Source organism: Streptomyces sp. NPDC058620 (genome assembly GCF_042717135.1).
Lineage (GTDB): Bacteria > Actinomycetota > Actinomycetes > Streptomycetales > Streptomycetaceae > Streptomyces.
In genome coordinates this window covers 73511-93449 of record NZ_JBHXQO010000030.1, presented here as the reverse complement: position 1 = coordinate 93449, position 19939 = coordinate 73511, and the positions used below count along the sequence as shown (strand labels likewise).

17 protein-coding genes and 3 pseudogenes are annotated in these 19939 nt (G+C 68.2%); 10 read left to right on the top strand and 10 right to left on the bottom strand.

The annotated features are described in order from the left end of the window. Positions 1 to 2093 precede the first annotated feature (2093 nt). The 4 genes and pseudogenes from ACFWSK_RS24740 to ACFWSK_RS24725 form a co-directional block, all read left to right on the top strand. On the top strand, positions 2094 to 2636 hold the full coding sequence (locus ACFWSK_RS24740) for a hypothetical protein (protein WP_383790092.1): 543 nt from the start codon (positions 2094 to 2096) through the stop codon (positions 2634 to 2636). Between the two features lie 255 nt (positions 2637 to 2891). Continuing rightward, positions 2892 to 3021, top strand: a pseudogene (locus tag ACFWSK_RS24735) (cytochrome d ubiquinol oxidase subunit II); the annotation flags it as partial. Between the two features lie 440 nt (positions 3022 to 3461). Then, positions 3462 to 3860, top strand: coding sequence for a DUF2254 family protein (locus tag ACFWSK_RS24730; protein WP_383790089.1), 399 nt, complete (start codon positions 3462 to 3464; stop codon positions 3858 to 3860). A 35-nt stretch (positions 3861 to 3895) separates the two neighbouring features. Next, positions 3896 to 4420 (top strand): annotated as a pseudogene (locus ACFWSK_RS24725) (transposase); the annotation flags it as partial. Here the strand turns inward: ACFWSK_RS24725 and ACFWSK_RS24720 are convergent. Together ACFWSK_RS24720 and ACFWSK_RS24715 are read right to left on the bottom strand one after the other, a co-directional pair. Next, positions 4420 to 4607: pseudogene (locus ACFWSK_RS24720) on the bottom strand (IS630 family transposase); the annotation flags it as partial. The pseudogenes ACFWSK_RS24725 and ACFWSK_RS24720 overlap by 1 nt on opposite strands. Positions 4608 to 4643: 36 nt before the next feature. Continuing rightward, positions 4644 to 4976: a glyoxalase superfamily protein gene (locus ACFWSK_RS24715; protein WP_383790086.1), complete on the bottom strand. Its 333-nt coding sequence runs from the start codon at positions 4974 to 4976 to the stop codon at positions 4644 to 4646. 270 nt (positions 4977 to 5246) lie between these two features. Between ACFWSK_RS24715 and ACFWSK_RS24710 the strand changes: the two genes are divergently transcribed. Beyond that, positions 5247 to 5762: a M23 family metallopeptidase gene (locus ACFWSK_RS24710; RefSeq protein ID WP_383790083.1), complete on the top strand. Its 516-nt coding sequence runs from the start codon at positions 5247 to 5249 to the stop codon at positions 5760 to 5762. 978 nt (positions 5763 to 6740) lie between these two features. Here the strand turns inward: ACFWSK_RS24710 and ACFWSK_RS24705 are convergent. The 5 genes from ACFWSK_RS24705 to ACFWSK_RS24685 all read right to left on the bottom strand — a co-directional run bounded on the left by ACFWSK_RS24705 (position 6741) and on the right by ACFWSK_RS24685 (position 11498). Beyond that, positions 6741 to 7121, bottom strand: coding sequence for a hypothetical protein (locus ACFWSK_RS24705; protein WP_383790080.1), 381 nt, complete (start codon positions 7119 to 7121; stop codon positions 6741 to 6743). After that, positions 7118 to 7705 (bottom strand): TetR/AcrR family transcriptional regulator, encoded by a 588-nt coding sequence (locus tag ACFWSK_RS24700; RefSeq protein WP_383790078.1) that lies wholly within the window; start codon positions 7703 to 7705, stop codon positions 7118 to 7120. Before ACFWSK_RS24700 ends, ACFWSK_RS24705 begins: the two co-directional genes overlap by 4 nt. Positions 7706 to 7859: 154 nt before the next feature. Beyond that, positions 7860 to 9050, bottom strand: coding sequence for a serine/threonine-protein kinase (locus tag ACFWSK_RS24695; RefSeq protein ID WP_383790075.1), 1191 nt, complete (start codon positions 9048 to 9050; stop codon positions 7860 to 7862). A gap of 880 nt (positions 9051 to 9930) precedes the next feature. Further along, positions 9931 to 10914, bottom strand: a complete 984-nt coding sequence (locus ACFWSK_RS24690) for a BtrH N-terminal domain-containing protein (protein WP_383790072.1) — start codon at positions 10912 to 10914, stop codon at positions 9931 to 9933. A gap of 233 nt (positions 10915 to 11147) precedes the next feature. Further along, complete coding sequence (locus ACFWSK_RS24685; protein WP_383790110.1) at positions 11148 to 11498, bottom strand: MarR family winged helix-turn-helix transcriptional regulator; 351 nt, start codon at positions 11496 to 11498, stop codon at positions 11148 to 11150. Between ACFWSK_RS24685 and eno the strand changes: the two genes are divergently transcribed. From eno to ACFWSK_RS24660, 5 genes are all read left to right on the top strand, one after another. After that, positions 11472 to 12518, top strand: coding sequence for a phosphopyruvate hydratase (gene eno / locus ACFWSK_RS24680; RefSeq protein WP_383790069.1), 1047 nt, complete (start codon positions 11472 to 11474; stop codon positions 12516 to 12518). The genes ACFWSK_RS24685 and eno overlap by 27 nt on opposite strands. Positions 12519 to 13098: 580 nt before the next feature. Further along, on the top strand, positions 13099 to 14319 hold the full coding sequence (locus ACFWSK_RS24675) for a saccharopine dehydrogenase family protein (RefSeq protein ID WP_383790066.1): 1221 nt from the start codon (positions 13099 to 13101) through the stop codon (positions 14317 to 14319). A gap of 118 nt (positions 14320 to 14437) precedes the next feature. Further along, positions 14438 to 15937, top strand: a complete 1500-nt coding sequence (locus ACFWSK_RS24670; protein ID WP_383790063.1) for an APC family permease — start codon at positions 14438 to 14440, stop codon at positions 15935 to 15937. A 1-nt stretch (position 15938) separates the two neighbouring features. After that, positions 15939 to 16355 (top strand): universal stress protein, encoded by a 417-nt coding sequence (locus ACFWSK_RS24665; RefSeq protein ID WP_383790060.1) that lies wholly within the window; start codon positions 15939 to 15941, stop codon positions 16353 to 16355. A gap of 232 nt (positions 16356 to 16587) precedes the next feature. Then, a complete protein-coding gene (locus ACFWSK_RS24660) occupies positions 16588 to 16854 on the top strand; it encodes a hypothetical protein (protein WP_383790058.1) in 267 nt (88 codons plus the stop codon). 185 nt (positions 16855 to 17039) lie between these two features. Here the strand turns inward: ACFWSK_RS24660 and ACFWSK_RS24655 are convergent, their stop codons facing one another. Genes ACFWSK_RS24655 through ACFWSK_RS24645 form a run of 3 tightly spaced genes read right to left on the bottom strand, consistent with a single transcriptional unit; the run spans position 17040 to position 19896 of the window. After that, positions 17040 to 17702: a hypothetical protein gene (locus tag ACFWSK_RS24655; RefSeq protein ID WP_383790055.1), complete on the bottom strand. Its 663-nt coding sequence runs from the start codon at positions 17700 to 17702 to the stop codon at positions 17040 to 17042. After that, positions 17699 to 19228: an ATP-binding protein gene (locus ACFWSK_RS24650; protein WP_383790052.1), complete on the bottom strand. Its 1530-nt coding sequence runs from the start codon at positions 19226 to 19228 to the stop codon at positions 17699 to 17701. The genes ACFWSK_RS24655 and ACFWSK_RS24650 overlap by 4 nt, the downstream gene beginning before the upstream one ends. Then, positions 19225 to 19896: a response regulator gene (locus ACFWSK_RS24645; protein ID WP_383790050.1), complete on the bottom strand. Its 672-nt coding sequence runs from the start codon at positions 19894 to 19896 to the stop codon at positions 19225 to 19227. The genes ACFWSK_RS24650 and ACFWSK_RS24645 overlap by 4 nt, the downstream gene beginning before the upstream one ends. Between the last annotated feature and the right edge of the window lie 43 nt (positions 19897 to 19939).

The following is a 19939-nucleotide window of genomic DNA, read 5'->3' as shown; positions in this document are numbered from 1 at the left end:
ATCCGGTCCGACAACCGCTCACCCGACGACTTCACCTGCCCAGGCCTTGGCACAACACATCCAACGACCAACACAACTCAAAGTCACCGGTATTGGGTCTAGTCCGGCACTCATCGGGACCCCGAGTGGCTGTCATCTACGTGTGTCGGGACTCTGCTGGTGTCGTTGCCTCGTGGATGGTGTGGCTCATGCCGCGTTGGTGCGGTGACCGCCGAGAGTGTGATGACGGCAACGAAGGTTGCCGCGAGAGCGCAGACGGCATGGGTGAGGATGCGGATACGTCGTTCGCTGCCGGCCCGGGTGGACCGGGCGTTGGGCAGCGTCGCGGAGGCTCCCTGGGCCACAAGTGTGCTCAGCGTACGACGCAACTCTTCAGAGTCGTCGTCGAGCTCGGAAACGCGTTGACCGATGGCAAGGCGTGCGTGGCGCAGCCGATTTGCGGCGACTGTAATGCTTGCTTCTGTTTCGGCGGCTGCCTGAGCGACACTCAGCCCCAGGCCGTCGCAGAGCAGGGAGATTCGGCGGTGAGTCGCCGGCAATTGGAGCAGGGCCTTCAGGATCGGATCGGTCGGCCCAGGTTCGGCGCGTCTGGGCACGGGACGGAATCGGTGCCACGGAGATAGCGCGTATTCATATGCCTGAGCGCGCACCCATCCGACAGGGTCGGGGTTGCAGGCGACCTCGGGCCAGTGCTCCCAGGCATGGTGGAAGGCGTGCTCGACGGCTTCAAAGGCGAATCCGCGGTTTCCGGTGAGCAGGCGGATCTGGTGAACAAGCCCTGGCGCGGCGTAAACGTATAGACCGTCGAAGGCGTCCTCCGGGGTCGCGGCTGACCGGAAAGACGGCCTGTTCGGGGCGCGGCCGCGATCGGGAGACGCGGCAGGAGGCTGTTGGGGGCGCTCGTCAAGGTGCGTCGAAACGTGTCCGCTGCTGGGTGCGGGCGTGGGCCGCGGCAGCATGGTCGGGCTTCGGGGGACCGGATTCTCTGCAGCGCTGCGGGTTCGGCGTGGCCTGCCTTCTTGGTTGACTGACGGCGGGACGTTGAGGGCGGGGCGATCCGTGCTGTGACTCATCAGTGTGCCGGGCTGCTCCAGGTAGAGGTACACATATGTGCATCTTGAGCGATGCAGGAAGCTTTCTCCTAATGCGTTGCAGACACGTGCGATCTTGGTGTCTTCCTCTTCGGCAATGGTCGGGATGGACTGATCTGCGGCGGCTGATGGTTCGCGTGGCGTTACGCCTGACCGGCTTCAAGCTTCAGCGGGACTGGGATGGGGCGAGTCCGCTGACGCGAGTGTCCCGGGGCGAGTTCCTCGTGGAACTTCTTTGAGTGAGCTTGTTCCGCTTTGACGGACACCATTGGTGTGGTGGTCAGGCTACGAGTGCGGTCTCGTACTCGGCGGGCTGAGGTCGCCGAGGCTGCTTCCACCGGCACCACGGGTTCGATCGACTCCACCGGAAACGAGATCCTGACGGCTAACAGCAACGGTTCCCTGGCCCGCTGCGGTACGAACTGCACCATCGAGCTGACGGCCGGCGCAGCTGCCGCCGCCCGCGGGCCTGCTCCTCGTCGTGCGTCGGCGTCATGCGGGCACCGAAGGCTGAAGTCCCCGTCCTGACGGCATGAGGACGGTCCCACTGCCCGACGATTCCTCTGCTTCAGCAGGATTTCATCGCCATTGCAGTGCCTCAGGAAAGGGTTGGTGACGTTGTGCCGGGGCCACGGTCACCATCGCCCCCGGCTCGGCGCGCGGGACTGGTTTTCCGCAGGTCACGCAGGCGAGATCAGTACGAGAAGAGAGGGCTTGCTGAACTGTGGCGCTGCGGCGCTCGCCGTGGCCGTGATGGTCGGTCTGGTCATCGCCCTGTCAGGAGTGACGACAGGGGCACTGCGTCGGGCCGGCCTCCCGTCGTGCCCGGGGGCGCCGCCGAGTCGGAGGCGGCGTCGGGCAAGGTGCCCGGCGCCCGGCGCCCTACGTTCCGTCCCGGGTCGACGTACGAATGATCACCCGGCACCCACCTCCAGCCTGCCTTCTCCTCAGCGGAGTTGGGAGGCACCCGTAAGTAATCGTGCCCCCCGAGAGGAATCACCCGTGAAGAATCGACCGCAGTTCGCCGTCCTGCTCGCCGTTTCCGCCTCCCTCCTCACCGCCTGCTCCGGATCCGGTCAGGAGCTCGGGTACGGGGAGAAGGCCACCGGCGACGACATCGACGTGACGGTGCTGCGAGTGGACGCCGGGAGTACAGAGGACCTGGCCGCGCTGGAGGACGCCGCGCGGTTCGCCGGGCGGACGCCGTACTACCTCCACTACCGCGTCACCAAGACCAAAGACGGCTCCGTCAAGGGACCCGACTTCGACGTGGCCGGCGACGAAGGGCAGCTCACTCCGCTGAACATCATGCCCGGCTTCCCGTCCCCCACCATCGGCGAGGACGGCGAACTGAGCCAGTCCGAGGCGCCGAAGTTCGACAAGTGCACCGACGATCACTCCTACGCGGATTTCAACAAGGCAGCCACAGGCGAGACTTACGAAGCATGCTCCATCTATCTCGCCGACCAGGGCGACAGCGCGGCGCCGTCCGACGTGACGTGGGTCAAGGGCAGCAAGAGTGAAGTGGTCGCCGTCTGGAAGTGACCGGATCAAGGCCGAAGCTGACGACCTGGCCGCCGCGCGCAAGTGGACCCGGTCTGGAGCGCAGAGGTGAGCTGGGACGCGGAGGCGGACGACACCGACTTCCGGAGGCGTGTCAGACGGACTTGCCCCGGGCGGCCCCGCGCCGCGTGCGGCACCCGTCCACGCCATCGGGCGCGATGGGGTTCGCCTGTCGCCGCCCGGGCCCCCACAACCTCGGTATCCGGGCTGAATCCGGTCACCTCGGGACGGCCGCCTGTGACCGCCGATGTCATCGCCGTGACACTTCTCCTCGCGGTCACCTCGTACGCTCGCGGGCGGCACCGACTACGGTGCCGGATTCTGGGATCTCACGGCGGGCGGGGCCGAGCGAGGCAAGCGCCCCCGGGCGGATTGACGCGGCGACGGCTGCCTCATTGCCGCTGCGCCTGTCCGTGAACGGTCCTACCGTGAGGAGACAGCGGTCCCGCAGACGGAGCCGGGAGCTCCGCGCGCCCATGAGCACTGGGCTTCTCCGGGCAATGGTGGGGTGAGCTGAAGACGGTGACCTCGTGGGCGGCAGATGCAGACTGTGGTGGTACATCAAGGCAAGCCAGTAGGCCGTGCCCCTGTTCGGTCCCGTCCTGGGCGGCGTTCTCGCCGAGTGGGCCCTTGCAGCCGACGGAACGGGCTGGCCGCCGAGTGGCTGGCACTACTCCGCCAGTACGGCGAGCGGCGTTCTCACCGCCATTGTCGGGGCGATGGTGGCGTTGCTGGGGTCCGTCGTCACCTTCGGCGTACTGCGTCGTCCAACAGGCAACCGGGACCCTGTCCCCGATACATGGGTCTGTGGTACCGCGGACTCTGCGCTACCGCGACCGTCTGCAGAAAGCGGTGCTGGCGACGTTCACCGGGACCTTCGCGTTCGCTTTCTCCCTGCTGCGCAGCATTGAGGACGACTCCTTGCCCGACCCCGGGGTCACCCTGGTCTGCGGAGCGGTTGCCATCAGCCTCGTACTCCTGCTCATCCATCTGAACCGGTTCACGCACAGTCTGAAACGGGTGTCCATCGCAGACCTGGTCTCCCGCATGGGAGAAGACGTCTTCGGCAGCGGGGTCACGGCGATCCGCGGAGCCGCGCCGCACCCGGGCGCGGCCGGGGCCCAATGCTCGGGACTTGTGGATCGGTTCCGGGAGGAACGTGGAGGGCGTAACTTCCCGAATGATCCTGTGATGGTCACCGAGTAGGCCCGCGTTCGTAGCGCGTTCGGGAAGGCACGCCCGTGCTCAGCGTAGTGAATGCCGACGGTTCGACCCAGTCCGGCTCCCTGATCGACGAGATCGTCCGCGAAGGGCCCGGCGGATGCTGGCCGCCGCGCTGGAGGCGGAAGTCAATCAGTACATAGCCGAGTTGGCGGCGGAGACGGACGAGCGGGGGCATCGCCTGGTGGTCCGCAACGGCCGCCACCGGCCCCGGGCCGTGGCCATCGCGGCCGGCCCGGTGGAGGTGACCGCGCCGCGGGTGAACGACCGCCGTGTCGACGAGGCCACCGGGCGAGCGCAAGCGGTTCTCTTCCAAGATCCTGGCGCCGTGGTGCCGCAAGTCGCCCAAGGTGAGCGACGTGCTGCCGCTGCTCTACCTCTCGGCCGCCGTGTTGTCGCCTGCAACTGTGACTCGGCTGACGAAGCAGTGGGGCGAGGACCATGCCGCGTTCCAGAGCCGAGACCTGTCGGACCGGGACTTCGTCCATGTGCGGGCCGACGGGGTGCACCCGAAGGTCCGGCTCGGCCAGGCCCACTCCTGTGTGTCCCGGACCAAGTCCACGCTGGTAAACGTCACCGAGGCAATCTTCGCCACAGGCATGCCTGCGCGGACAGCAGCACCATCTGCGCCCGCCGCCACGTCACCACCGACCCGCTGCCCCGGCGGATGATCCGCAGCAGGCGCTGACCCTCGTCGTCATCGATCTCGCGGATGCGTACTCGCTCAGCCACCAGCACAGCTTCCCTGCCGCGCGCTGCCGGCGAGTGTCATTCCGTCGGCGTGCCGATCCGAAGCCGGTTGCCGTCAGGGTCGTGCAGCTCAATCTCACGCGCCCACGGAGCGTCCTTCGCCTGCACTCCGAACTCGGAGGCGATGGCCTCGACATCACGAACGCGGAGGTAGACCAACGTGTCAGGGCGGGCATCTCCCTTGTGCTCCGACAAGAACAACCGCACCCCGCCCCGGGCGACCTCGACGAACGCGGGAAGTCCCGGTTCGAAGCGGTGTTCCCACTGCTTGGCGAAGCCCAGTCGCTCGTACCAGGCGAGCGCCGCCGCAGCGTCCTCGACGCGAAAAATGGGAATGACTTCCTCGTCCATGGCGCCATCGTCGCAGACCGCCCAGGGGGAACGTTGCCTGATGCGGCAGCCATGGGGCACCGCAGACATCCATCGCACCGGAAGGGCAGGGGCGTAGGCAGTTTGCCCACCTTCAGTCGCCCGCACCCGCCCGCGGCAGAACTTGCTGCAAGTTTCAGCAACAACCTTGTTGAATGTGGCAGTTGGTGCCAGTGTTGTCCCGTCTGGATCAGACCCTCATTGGGAGGCGCAGTGCGCAACGCGAGACGATTTCTCCTCAGATTCGGCGCCATGGCGAGCTCAGCACTCACAGTCGCAGGAATCGGCCTCATAGCAGCCCCTCCGGCCGCGGCCGTTGACTACTACTACGAACTTCCCTACCCGTCGGGTGAGTCCTACCTCGTCACCCAAGGGCCCGAGGGTACGTACTCGCACACAGGCCCGTACAACGAGTACGCCTGGGACTTCGGACTGCCGGCGAACTACGAGGTTTCCGCCGCGCAGGGCGGCACGGTTGTCATCTCGGACTGGTCGCCGTACTGGCAGAACGGCATCGAGGTCATCATCCGCCACTCGAACGGCCAGTGCACCCACTACGCGCACCTCAACCGGGCGCTCTACAACACGGGCGACTGGGTCCCGCAGGGCCGGATCATCGGCTGGTCGGGAGCCACCGGGGCGGCGAACGGCGCGCATCTGCACTTCCAGGTGATCAACTGCAACACCCGCGTCGGTGTCCCGGCCACGCTTCAGGGCTGGACGCCGCCCACCGGCTCATGGCCGGTGAGCGTCAACACGCGGGCCTGATACCGGCATCGCCCCCGCCCCCCGGCGTGACGAGCGACCGGAGTGGCGGGGTGCGCCCCACCCGCACGTCTGACGTATGCCCAGATCGCGGGAACGCGCTCCTGACACGCCGGCCCGGCATTCCCGGACGACCCGGCGAGTGTGCGTTGTCGGCCGAAGAAGACGATGCTGGCCACGAACACCTCCCATAGCGGTGTGGTATCGATGGTGAGCGTCTACACGGCAATGAGCGACGACGAAGCAGGACAGGCCAGGACGCCAAGCTGAGACCAGGTTCGCTGACGAGCCGGGTCGAGATTGACTTCTGCATGGGGAAGCCAGTTCACCGACCGCTGACTGGCCTCTTACGACCTGGCGTCGGGGCCTTTCGTCCGATGACAGCGAGGAGCGGGTTGGCCTGGTGAGCTTGGCCGCACGGAGCGCCCTGGGCGGGTGGTCAGTGCACCGGCACCGAGGCCAGAATCGAGAACGCCCAGGCCGCTGTCTACAGGGCCTTCGGCCACCCACTGATCGTTTCATAATCTGGCTCGGAGCCGTTTCAAGCAGATGATGCTGCAAGCGAGTTGACCAGACCCCGATGGAGGACGGCGCCTATCTCGTATCGGGTGCGGAGTCGCTTGAACTGGGTGGTGCCGGGCGAAGGACCGCTCGACGCCCAGTCTTCCCCGGACCGGAGCCATGAGGTGTGCCTGCGGAACTGCGTTTGTGCACGGATTCGGTGGTGGACAGGGGTGAGGGCTGCACGGTGCGCGAGCATGTGTGTTCCGGCCGTCGAGAAGCCGGTTGGCCGCGCATGCGGTGTACGGATGATGCGACGTACGGCCTGGTCCTCTCCCACGGCACTCCGGACCCTTGGGAGAGGTGCGCAGATCAGAGGCCGCGCTGGCTCTCCCCGGCACGGAGCGGCCTCGCCTTCGCCCGATCGAAGGCGGACCTCTGCCCCGCGGGCACCCCGGCTGTATCTCTCCGGGGCTGTTGCTACGCGGCACCCGCCACTGTCAGGACCGCGACCGGCAGGAGAAGAATCCACTGCGGCAGCCGGAGCAGCGGCTTCGGCCAGCCGACCGACAGCGTGACGACCAGGAAAGCGACTGCGTACGCAACGAAGTGCGCAGCCACGAACCACGCCATCAGGCCGGTCGCTGACGTATCGTCCGCCAGCGCGAGGTAGACCAAGGCGGCTGCGGAGAGCACCAGGTCGACGCTCACCATGTGCCACACGGCATGAAGGACGCGCTTGGGTTCGTCTGCGAGTCCGCAGGACAGCAGCGGGCGCACCACATCCCGGTGCCCGCCGACGATGTGCGTTGCGGCCACACCCAACGCGGTGATGCCCGCTGCGAGAAGCCAGCCGTTCATCGGATCTCGATTCCTTTGGCTATGACGTCAGCCAGTCGGCCGGCCAGTTGAAGGTCGGGGTGTTCCCCGACCAGACCGACGTGGAAGAACACGGCTCCTGCCAGCGTGTCCAGGACTAGATCCACGGGTGTGTCGGCCGCGATCTCCCCGCGCGCCACGGCACGCTCGAAGACGATCAGCAGCCGCTCCTTCGAGGGGGCCAGGAAGTCGCTGCGGATGCGCGCCTTCAGCACCGGATCGGCGGCGAAGTCGGCGAGCAGCCCCGGGAGCGCCGCTGCGGCGGCCGGTGCGTGGAACTCGTCGACGAGGCCCCGCAGTAGCTCGGTCAGGTCCCCTTCCAGCGTTCCGGTGTCTGGGGTCGGAGCGTGGTCGGTGGTCGTGAACACGGCCTCGAAGACCAACTCCGGCTTGCCCCGCCACCGTCGGTAGACCGTGTCCTTGCCGACACCGGCACGGGCAGCCACCGCCCCGATCGATGTCGCGGCGTAGCCGACCTCGATCACCAGCTCTGTGGCCGCGCTGACGATTGCCTCGTGCGAGCGAGGATCCCTGGGACGTCCCCTGGAGGACGGAAACGAGCTCATACTGATTTACGATACGGGTCGACCCGTTTGATAAGCAACCCCGGTCGGCTGCGAGGGACAGCATCCCGCGGCGTGGCTCCGCAGCTGCGTCGCTGCCGAGTGCGCCGCCGGGGAGATGGTGCCGTCTGCACGCAAAGGACCTGTGGTGCGGCGGCTACGCGAAGCACTCCAAGATCAATGGCAGATCCTCCAGCCACTCCTGGAGGCGGGCCCGCCTGCGAGCGGCAAGCAGGCATCTGTGGGTGGTGCCGTCACAGAGGCGAACGGTGACCATCAGATGTTTGGGACCCTCGGCCGCGTATTCGACGGCGCCGATCTCGGCCCAGGTGAACTGCAGACCCCCGGACTTCGAGTCGAGCGTGACGCCCATTGCGTCGATCAGGAGGGAACTCTCCGAAGTGACCGCCACGAAAGCGAGGTTGGGGTCACCCGACACGTGGCCCACAGGAGCGGATTCGGTCGGGGCCTGGTGCAGAGGCACAGCGCTGCGCGGTGCATAGGAAGGTGGAGGGGGAACGGCCACGGTGGGGGAGTATCTCGCGGGGGCCGGCGCGATCAGGTCCAACAGCTGTCCTGGCGTCGGCCGTTGATCCGGGTCCTTCGCCAGACACGATGCCACCACCGGGCGCAGGCCGTCCGGCACAGCGGTCAGATCCGGTGGCTCATGCACCGACCGATACATCATGCCCATCGGAGTGCCCGCCCCGAACGCGCTGCCACCCGCTGCCGCTACGAGCACAGCACCCAGCGCGAACACATCAGCAGCGCCGCCCACTTCCTGCCCCTGCGCCTGTTCGGGCGCCAAGAACCCCGGCGTTCCGAAGGCCATGCCCGTGGCTGTCAGGCGCGTCGACTCCAGCGCCCTCGCGATACCGAAGTCCAGGACCCGCGGGCCGTCCGCGGCCATGATGACATTTCCGGGCTTCAAGTCACGGTGCACCAGGCTGCAGCCGTGAATGGCCTCCAGTGCCTCAGCGAGTGCAGCACCCAGCTGCCGCAGCTGTGCCTCGTCCATCGGCCCCTCGGCCTCGAGCAGCGCGGCCAGCGTCGGCCCGGGAACGTACGCCGTAGCCAGCCAGGGGGCGGCCGCCGCCGTGTCCGCGTCCACCACAGGGGCTGTGTGGAAGCCGCCCACGCTGCGCGCGGCCGCAACCTCGGCGCGGAACCGCTCCCGGAAGTGCGGGTCGGCCGCGAGCTCCGGGCGAGCTACCTTCACGGCCACCGCACGTCCGCCTCGCGAGCGCGCCAGATAGACGGTGCCCATGCCACCGGCCCCCAACTCCCGCTCCACGGTGTATCCGCCGATATGCTCCGGCAGGCCCTCACCGTCTGCCCCGTAGCCCATGCGCCGTATGCCCCCTCGTGTGCCTTGGTTCTTCAGTCTGACTGGCAGTGCTCCCCATTACGTGGGGATAACCCCAGAGTCCAAGCCTTCTGGGCTGCTTCTTGAACAGGTGGGGAGCAAGAAACTTCGCCCCCGCCTTCGGTTGTCCTTGGCCGCAGCGCTGACAGTTGTATGCCGCTTCTTCAACGGGATGCGCGTCGACCACCTTCGAGCAGAACCGAGAATATCCGGCCGTCTCGTCACGCCGGGCGGGGTGCCTCTATCCTCACCTGCCGTGATGCCCTCCGCCATCGTGCCGATCAGCGCCTGCGCGGCTCTCCAGAGTTCCGTACCCACGGACTTCTCCGCACTCATCGCCCTTCCGTAGGGTGCGGGTCGGCTCCATGAGCGCCTTCATCTGCTCCAGCACGACCCGGCGCCTTCTCAAGCAGCCGTCGTCCGTGTCGAACTTCGTCATAGCGGCCTGGACGACGGCGAGCGCCGGGGCCCCGCTGCCCTGACCTACAGAACTCCAGGCATGCATGGCGCCGAATCTTCACCGGTGAAGGGCACGACAGACGGCCGGTTGGCTTCGTTGACGAGTTGAGAGCCCCTGGCTTTCAGATTTCGCAGTCGCCTGCACGTATGTCCATAGCTCCCTGCACTGCCCGGTGTAGCTGAACCCCTCGGTCGGGCCTTTCACCGTGCCATGTGGTCACGTGGCGGCCCGGACAGCCAGGTGGGCGACCGCGCTACGAGCTTGTCCGAAACGGGGCTGAAACCCACTCAAACCCCGGGCCGTCGCCACGAGATTCGACGAGCGCGCCCATGTCTTCCACGGCACCGTCACCGTTGCCTCGATCCGACTCCGGCTCCGCACACGACCCGCCGCACAGGGCCCCTAGAGCCTGCTGAGTGCCTGCATCGCATCGCGTTCGATGCGCGACAGCTCGTGGAGGATGGAGCCGGCCTGCGTGAGGTTCTTCGCGTCGCCGGATTCGCCTGCTGCCGCGATGAGTGCCGCCACCTGTGTCCAGAGGGTGGCGGCCTCGGTATACAGGCTGTGGCCGGTGCGCAGGTGTCTGCTTTCGATCAGCTGGGCACACTCGGCGAGGAAGTCCCGGTAGAGATTGCGGAACAAGGCGCCTCCGGTGCCGGCCCTCTCCATGAGAAGGGCGGCCTGTTGCAGGTCCTCCTGCGGATTGTCGCTGCGCTGCAGCCACTTCGGCACTTGCTTGGCGGTCTTCTCGATGCCCCGGTGGCCCAGGTTCGCGATGGGCGGGTTCAGGAAGGCATCGGCGCAGGTCTTGATCGCGGGGATGATCCGGTCCTGCGGTGACGCCAGGCTACTGGGCGCTGTGATGGTGAAGGAGCGGTGCTTGGCGGTCATGGGGCCGCGCTCGGCCCTGGCCTTGGCCAGGCCGGTGAGGCTGGTCGACACGGCTCCGCCCTGCGGGTCGGTGTCCACCAGGTAGGCGTCCTGTTCGTCGTAGCCGTACATGGCCACGACGTGCCCGCCGAAGTGCACCTTGGTGCTGAAGTAGTCCAGGTGGTAGCTGTCGAGCTGGAGGCCGACCGGGCGACCTGCGTCGATGGGCGCCGCCACGTTCTGCCATGCCTTGCGCGGGGACGTGGTCTCCCCGACCAGCAGCTCGAGCCCGAGTGCGGTGGCCAGGTTCCTGGTGAGCTCGAACGGCTTGACCCGGCCTCCCAGGAAGGGAAAGCCCATGCCTTTGCTGTCCCAGTAGATGAAGGACAGTCCGGAGCCAAGCCCGAACAGCATGGGCTCGGACCAGTCGAGTCCCTCATGCCGCAGCAGCACACCCAGCGCCGTCGTCTCGCAGTGCTGCATACCGCGGACATTGATGTGTTTCACCATGGTCATGCCGCTCATTCTCCGCTCTCACCGGACGACAGCGCCGCAGATGGGCCGTGCCAGACCACCGCCTCCCGGGCCTGATCCGCCGGGCGGGCCTTGGCGGCCGGAAGTGCTCGAACTGGACGTACTTGGGCTTTCGGCCGGTGCGGCGCAGAGGGTACATCCCTGCGCGAGCGAAACCGAGAGATTGGGGGCGCGTGCCGGGCGCCGCGACGGGGTGAACGTCGCCTGTCGGACAACTAGCGTGTGGCGAGCCGCTCCAGCAGGGCGGCGCTCCGTGCCAGCAACGACCGTTCCTCATCCGTGAGTTCAGCCTCGATGGCATGCGCAAGCCATCCCGCCCTGCGGCCGCGCTCCGCTTCGAGCGCGGCCCGGCCCGCGTCCGACAACTCGACCAGCGACTTGCGGCCATCCGTGGGGTGCGCCCGGCGCGTGATCAGGTTCTGCTCCATGAGCAGCCCCACCGCCCGGGCCATCGACTGGGGGCGTACGCGCTGATCGGCGGCGAGGTCGCTGGTGGTCATGGCGCCGTTGCGGTCGAGTGCGGGGAGATCGCGGCGTCCGTGCGCGGCCGGGACGCCGCGGACCAGGCGGGCCTCGACGCCGCGCTGGTCGCCCTCGACGGCACCGCCACGAAGTCTCGGCTCGGCGCCAACGCGATCCTGGGCGTCTCCCTCGCCGCTGCCAAGGCCGCCGCGGCGGCCCACCGCCAGCCCCTCTACCGCTACCTCGGGGGCGCCGACGCCCACCTCCTGCCGCTGCCGATGATGAACATCGTCAACGGCGGCGCCCACGCCGACAATCCGCTGGATTTCCAGGAGTTCATGATCGCGCCCGTGGGTGCGGACACCTTCGCCGAGGCCGTCCGCATGGGCAGCGAGGTCTTCCACACCCTGCGCCGCGATCTGCTGGCCGCCGGGCACTCCACGGGCGTCGGCGACGAGGGTGGCTTCGCGCCCGCGCTGCGTACCGCTGAGGAGGCGCTCGACTTCGTGATGACCGCCATCGAGCGCACCGGCTACCGCCCCGGCACGGACATCGGCCTGGTCATGGACCCGGCGTCGTCGGAGTTCTTCCGCGACGGGGTGTACGACTACGCGGGCGAAGGGGTGTGCCGCACCCCCTCCGAGCACGCCGACTACCTGTCCAAGCTCATCGACACCTACCCGGTCGTCTCCATCGAGGACCCGATGGCGGAGAACGACCTGGACGGCTGGCGCGAGCTGACCGCCCGCGTCGGCGACCGCTGTCAGCTCACCGGCGACGACGTGTTCTGCACCAACGAGACGCTGCTGCGCGAGGGTATCCGCACCGGCGTCGGCAACTCGGTCCTGGTCAAGGTCAACCAGATCGGGACCCTGACCGAGGCGCTGGCCGCAGTGGCCACGGCCCACCAGGCGGGCTGGACGGCTGTCATCTCGCACCGCTCGGGCGAGACGGAGGACACCACCATCGCGGATCTGGCGGTGGCGACCGGCTGCGGTCAGATCAAGACCGGTTCGCTCTCCCGCTCCGACCGCACGGCCAAGTACAACCAACTGATACGGATCGAAGAGGAGTTGGGAGACTCGGCGCGCTTCGCGGGCCGCTCCGCACTGCGTCGGGCGTGAACAGCGGACAGAGGTGGAGACGACGCGGGTGACAGATCCTCCTGGGCTGTTCACCCCCGGGTGACCTGGGACGCGCTGCTCGGTTCTGTCCCGGGTGGCGCGTGACCGCCGTCCTGTTCCCGCAGGTGTTCCAGTGCTTGCACGCACCGCGCTGGTATCCGTCGCGGGACCTACGGCGACCCGGAGCTCAGACGTGGTCGTCATCGGACGGTGTTCCGTAGATCGGCACCCCGCGAATGCGGGAGGCCGGCTGTGGCTGGCCCGGGGGACGCCCTGGCCCCGTCGCTACCGGGTCCCCGTCGCGGGCGGGGCACGGGACCGGGAACGGATTCACTACCGCACGGCGCATCCGCGGTATGCGGCCTGTGCGCGGTAGTCGCTCACCGGTCACGCCGGGCGGGGCACCCGGTATGCGACCGGGCCGACTGAACCACTCTTCGGAACACGGGCGCGCCCGGACCGGGGACATCGCCCGAACGGTTGCCCGCCGCCGGGCCGTCCGGCTGTTACCGTCCTCGCCCCACCGGACGGCAGTGGCGCGCCCACTGCCGTAGCAGCAGGGCGAAGGAGTGGTGCACCCATGCGTGTCCTCTTGATCGGAGCGGGAGGCGTTGGCACGGCGATCACCAGGATCGCTGCCCGTCGGCAGTTCTTCGACCACATGACGGTTGCCGACTACGACCTCGGGCGGTCGGAGACCGCTGTCGAGGCTCTCGGGGAGCACGGGCACCGGTTCACCGCCGCCCGACTGGACGCCTCGGCCCCGGCGGCCGTACGCGCCGCCCTCGCAGAACACCGCTGCGACGTACTGCTCAACGCCACCGACCCCCGTTTCGTACTGCCCCTGTTCGAGGCGGCGCTGGCCCACGGTGCGCACTACCTCGACATGGCGATGTCCCTGTCCCGGCCGCACCCGTCCCGTCCGTACGAGGAGTGCGGAGTCAAGCTCGGGGACGCGCAGTTCGAACGGGCCGCCGAGTGGGAGGAGGCGGGCCGCCTCGCACTGGTGGGTATGGGGGTGGAGCCCGGCCTCTCGGACGTGTTCGCCCGGTACGCCTCCGACGAGCTCTTCGACGAGATCGAGGAGATCGGCATCCGCGACGGCGCCGATCTGGTCGTTGAGGGCTACGGGTTCGCCCCGTCCTTCAGTATCTGGACGACCATCGAGGAGTGTCTGAACCCACCGGTCGTGTACGAGGAGGGGCGGGGCTGGTTCACCACTGCCCCCTTCAGCGAGCCGGAGGTCTTCGACTTCCCCGAAGGCATCGGGCCGGTGGAGTGCGTCAATGTCGAGCACGAGGAAGTGCTTCTGGTACCTCGATGGCTGAAGGCCCGGCGGGTCACGTTCAAGTACGGTCTCGGCGACGAGTTCATCGGGGTGCTCCGGACGCTCCACAAACTGGGCCTCGACCGCACGGACCCCGTCCATGTGAACAGCGGGTCGGGCCGGGTCGCAGTCTCCCCCCGCGATGTCGTCGCCGCTTGTCTGCCCGACCCGGCCGGACTCGGCGAGCGGATGCACGGGAAGACGTGCGCGGGCACCTGGGTGAAGGGAATCAAGGACGGCAGGCCGAGAGAGGTCTACCTGTACCACGTGGTCGACAACGAGTGGTCCATGCGGGAGTACGGCTCCCAGGCCGTGGTCTGGCAGACCGCGATCAACCCCGTCGCCGCCCTCGAACTCATGGCGTGCGGCACCTGGAGCGGCAGCGGAGTGCTGGGCCCCGAGGCCATGCCGCCCCGGCCGTTCCTCGATCTGCTGACGGAGTACGGCGCACCATGGGGCATGCGCGAGCAGTGACCGTGCTCGGACGGCATCCGGGTGCTTCCGGCTGACATGCGCGCCCGAATGCACCCAAATAGCATGGAGTGGATATATTTCGCTCGTTTCTGTAAACCAGTGACCGGAGCGAGGGAGCATGGCAGAGGCAGACGACCTTGCCCGTCGGACACCACCGGCGAGCTTGAAGCCGAACTCGATCGGCTTCGTCGACGCGCTGGTCATCGGACTGAACTCCACGTCCCCGGCCTATTCCGTGGCGGCCGTCATCGGCCCGATCGTGGCGCTCGTCGGTATCTACGCCCCGGGGGTGCTCTTCGCCTCGTTCGTGCCGATGCTGTTGATCGCCTCCGCGTTCTACTACCTGAACAAGGTCGATCAGGACTGCGGCACGACCTTCTCGTGGGTCACTCGCGCGATGGGCCCGTGGACCGGGTGGCTCGGCGGCTGGGCCATCGCGATGACCGGGGTTCTGGTCATCGGGTCCCTGGCGGACGTCGCCGTCAGTTTCGGCCTGCTGGCCTTGGGCCTCGACAGCTGGGCGGAGAACGAATTCGTGCGCCAGCTACTCGCCGTGGTCCTGATCCTCGTGATGACGGGCCTCTGCGTCATCGGGACGGAGCTGTCGGCCAAGGTGCAGAACGTTCTCATCCTGGCGCAGGTCGCCTTCCTGCTGGTCTTCGTGATCGTGGCTCTCTACCGCGTCTACGCCGGTACGACGTCGTTCGATTCCATCAAACCCTCGGCCGAGTGGCTCAACCCCTTCGGGGCGGGCGGCGCGGCCCTCACAGGCGGGCTATTGCTGGGCGTTTTCGTCTACTGGGGCTGGGAGTCGGCCGTCAATCTCACCGAAGAAGTCAAGGACTCCGCCAGCGCTCCCGGCAGGGCCGGTGTGTGGTCGACCGTCATTCTGCTGGTGACCTACCTGTCCGTCGGCTTCGCGGTCGTAGCCTTCGCCGGAACGGCGTTCCTGGCCGACAACGCCGAGGAGGAGGAGTTCATCTTCGCCCTTCTCGCCGGTGAGGTGATGGGCGGTTGGGACTGGATCGTGCTGCTCGCGGTCTCGACCTCCGCCCTGGCCTCGACGCAGACCACCATCATCCCGGCGTCGCGTACGGCGCTGTCGATGGCCCGCCGCCACGCGCTGCCGACGCACTTCGCGCGCATCCACCCGCGGTTCCGGACCCCCGACGTGAGCACGTGGTGGGTGGCCGGCATCGCCAGCGCCTGGTATCTCGTCGTGAACCAGATCAGCCAGAACGCCCTCTTCGACTCGCTGACGGCACTGTCCCTGCTCATCGCCTTCTATTACGCGCTCACGGGTGTGGCCTGCGCCGTCTACTACCGCCACCATCTGACCGAGAGCGTCCGCAACTTCCTCCTCATCGGCCTCGGCCCGCTGGTCGGCGCCGGGCTGCTTACCTGGCTGCTCGTGCGGTCGGTGATGGATATGTCGGACCCGGCGAACTCCTACAGCGGAACCTCGTGGTTCGGGCTCGGCCCTCCTCTCGTCATCGCCATCTGCATCAGCATCGTCGGTGTGGTGCTCATGGTCGTGTGGCGGCTCCGGTCGGCCGCTTTCTGGACCGAGCGCAGGAGTGTGGTCGATCCCGACCTCGTGCACGGCAAGGAGTCCTGAGATGTCGGTGGTCCTCGGGTACGACGAGTCACCCGGAGCCGCACGCGCCCTGCGCATCGCGGTCGAGGTGGCCGCGGCATTCGATGAGCGGCTCGTCCTGGTTTACGGAGCGGCGCCCCCCGGCCCCTCCGGCGAGGAGTACACGTCTCACTACGAGGCGATCCGCCAGGCCGGGCGTACGGGACTGGAGCGCGCCGTCGCGGCGGCCGACGAGGCAGGCGTACCGGCCACCGTCGAGGTCATCGACAAGAATCCGGCACAGGCGCTGATCGATGCCGCCGCACGCCACGGAGCGAGAGTCATCGTCGTGGGCAGCTGGGGCGAGAGCCCGATGCGCGGGGCGCTGCTCGGCTCCACCCCGCACAAGCTGCTGCATCTGTCGACCGTGCCGGTGCTCTGCGTGCCGACCGAGGAATGAACTGCCCGACGCCCTGGTCGGGTCGTACTGCCTACACATCGTTCACCACACCCCAGGTGCCTCCACGGACCGACGTGCACTTCTCTGCAGGCGCCTGGGGCCGACTTCGGTGCCTCTTCCAACTGGGTGGGCTCAAAAGTTGCTGTGTGTCCAGGGAACTTGGGGGCACAAGTGCGGTGAGCCGGTCCATGTCGGGATCGGGTCTTTGGGCGATCACTCGAAGGAGAGGCAGATGACGACGCAGTATGGCGACCGACCGACCGGGCAGCAGCCCCACGGTGCACCGCAGCGCACGGCGAACGGCAACGTGCTGAGCATCATCGCGATGGTGCTGGGCGTGATTTCGCTTCTCTTCCTGCCGATCGTCTTCGGTGTGATCGGCCTGATACTGGCCATCATCGCGAAGACCGTCCGGCACGAGCGGCTCGCCGTGCCCGCCCTTGTTGTCAGCGCTGTCGGCCTGATTGGCGGCATGATCCTCGGCGCTCTGCTGGCCTAGCGCCTGAGACTGAGTACGCCGGTGCTTATCGGCCGGTTGCGGTGCCCCACCGAATCGGTGGGGCACCGCAACCGGCTTGAGCGGGGGAGATCCGGCTGACTGTGGCGTCCGCGCTGCGATCGGAAGTCGATTGCCCGGGGGGCGGGTCCGTGGCTCAGACATGCGCGTGAGGAGCCCCCCGCGTATCAGCCCGGATCCGCCCCGGCAACGCCCGGCGTTCGCGTCTTCGGTGGCGTCCGGGACTGCGTCGGAGTCGGAGTCGGAGTCGGAGTCGGAGTCGGCCAAGGGTCGCAACGCTCGGGCGCCAGCGCACCGTCCGTACCTCGCAGTGTCACCATGACCCTGCCGTCCGGGCTCTCCGCATACGCGATGGTGCAGACGAGCTGACGTCTGGCCGGCCCGGCCAGGCCGCGCAGGGGGGCCGCTACAACGACGTTTGCCATGTCCCCGGCGAGCGAGATGCGGACATCGGCAGCCCGAGCGGTCAGGGACGGATCGTTGCGCAACCCGGCCCGGCGCTCCGCCTCCTGAGGGCCCGCCACCAGCGCGGCCACGGTCTTCTCGGTCGGCGGCCGTGCGGAGGGGGCAGCCGAGCCGGTCTTGTCGTCGGTTTCGGCGGCGTACTCCCCGCCGAAACCCGCCGCGTCCCCGTCGCCCACGATCCGCGGTACCGGCACCAGGGTGCCGTCGGGGGAGAGGAAGAAGAGCAGCATGCGGACCTGCCGTGCCGGGAGTACGTCGACGGTTGCCGGGCCACTCGCCCCTATGACGTCCGTTTCCTGAATGCCGCACGCGGTGAGTGCCGTCAGCGCCGCCAGGGCTGCGGCGGGACGAAGACACGGCCTCATTCCGGTTCCTCCTCCTTGCCGGGGCGAGTGCGCAGCGGTATCTCGACCGTGAAGACCGCGCCGGCTTCGGGCCCGTTCGCGGCTCGGACGGTGCCACCGTGCAGCCGCACGTTCTCCTGCGTGATCGCGAGTCCGAGACCGCTGCCCGCCGAGCGGGTACGGGCCGCGTCGGCTTTGTAGAACCGGTCGAAGATGTGCGGGAGCACTTCGGGCCGGATGCCGGGGCCGTTGTCGGTGACCTGGGTGACCAGCACGTCCGCTCCGTCCGCGGCCGAACCCGTGTCCAGCCGTACGGTGACGGGCTCGCTGCCATGGCGTAGCGCGTTGCCGACCAGGTTGGCGACCACGATGTCGAACCGGCGCGGGTCGAGGCGGATCCGGATCCCCTCGCGCAGCTCCGTGCGGACGCGGTCCTCCCAGTGCCGGTGGTGGAGCGTCTTGCGTACGGTTTCCGCGGCGTCGACCTCGTCGGTGTTCAGCTCGGCTGCGCGGGCGTCGAAGCGGGAGATTTCCATCAGGTCCTCGACGAGCACGGCGAGCTTGCCGGTCTCCGCGCTGATCAGCCGGACGGCCCGCGCGGTGTCGGCGTCGAGGCCGTCGGCGTCCTCGTCGAGGACCTCGGTGACGGCGAGCATGCCGGCGAGGGGGGTGCGCAGTTCGTGCGCGACGTCGGAGGCGAACCGGCGGGCGCGTGCCTCGGCCTGCTGGAGCTCGTCGACGGACCGTTCCAGCTGGCCGGCCGACTCGTTGAACGTACTGGCCAGGTCAGCGAGTTCGTCGCTGCCTCTGACGCGGATACGGGTGTCGAGGCGGCCGCTGCCCATGGAACGGGCCGCCTTGTTCAGTGCGCGGACGGGCCGCAGCACACTGCGCGCCGCGATCAGCGCGGGCACGAGGGCGACGACGAGCCCGGGCAGCGCACCGTTGCGGGCAGCGGTGAGCAGGGCGTCGACATCGTCCTGTTCGTCCGTCATCCGCATCACCGCGAACAGGAGGAGCCCGGTGGGCACACTACTGCTGCCGCTCACGCTGGTCCTGGTGACGACGGGGATGCCGATGGTGAGGTAAGGAACGCCGTCGCTGACGACTCTCTGGAAACCGCCGTGCGGTGTGGAAAGGGTGATGCGTCGCAGCTCGGCGGTGACCACCGAGGAGGTGGGGCGGGTGCCGGAGGATACGCGCAGCGAACCGTACTCTGCGAAGACGACCCAGGGGTGCGGTTTCGCCTTGCTCGCGATGACGAACAGCGACTCCCGGAGCATGTCGGGGTCCACCGGCAGTGCGGGGGCCAGGGTCTCGGCCTGCTCGCGGAAGGACGTCACCGCGGTGTCCTGGGCACCGGCGAGAACGGCGTTGCGCGCCTCACGGTAGGTGAGCGCGGCGGTAGTCCCGGCGCTGACCGCGGCGACCAGCAGGAACGCGAGGACGAGGCGGGTACGCAGTCCGAAGGGTGATGTCCGGTGCGGGTGGTCGGCGCGCGGAGCACGGGTCGCGGCGCGGGAGAGGCGGGCGCCGGTGGCGGTCACAGCGGTCCGAAGCGGTAGCCGAAGCCCCGCAGGGTCTGTATGTAGCGTGGGGTCCCCGGTGTGTCCTCGATCTTGTTGCGCAGCCGTCGTACGCAGGTGTCCACGAGGCGCGCGTCGCCGTGGTAGTTGTGCTCCCACACGTGCTCCAGCAGTTGCTGACGGCTGAACACCTGCTCGGGCGCGGCCGACAGGTGCAGGAGCAGCTTCATCTCGGAGGGGGCGAGCGCGACGCGCTCACCCTTCTTGGCGACAGTGAGCCCGGCGAGGTCGCCGTGGAACTCCACAGCGGGCCGGCCGCCACCGGGCTCCTCGATCCTGCGCAGTACGGCACGGATGCGGGCCTCGATTACCTCGGTGCGAGCGGGTTTGATGATGTAGTCGTCGGCACCTGCCTCCAGGCCGACGACGACGTCGAAGTCGTCGCCGCGAGCGGTGAGCATGATGATCGGCAGCTGGCTGTCCGCCCGCACCCGGCGGCAGACCTGTACCCCGTTCATGCCCGGGAGCATCAGATCGAGCAGGAGCAGGTCGGGCCGGAACTCGCCGAGCGCGGCGAGCCCGGCTTCGCCGGTGGCTGCGGTCCGCACCTCGTGGCCGCGGCGGCGGAGTCCGAGCTCGACCCCTTCGCGTACGGCGGGGTCGTCTTCGATGAGGAGCACGCGTGGCATGGGCAGAGTATCCCTGGAAGCCGGAGACGGGTGGTGGTGAGGG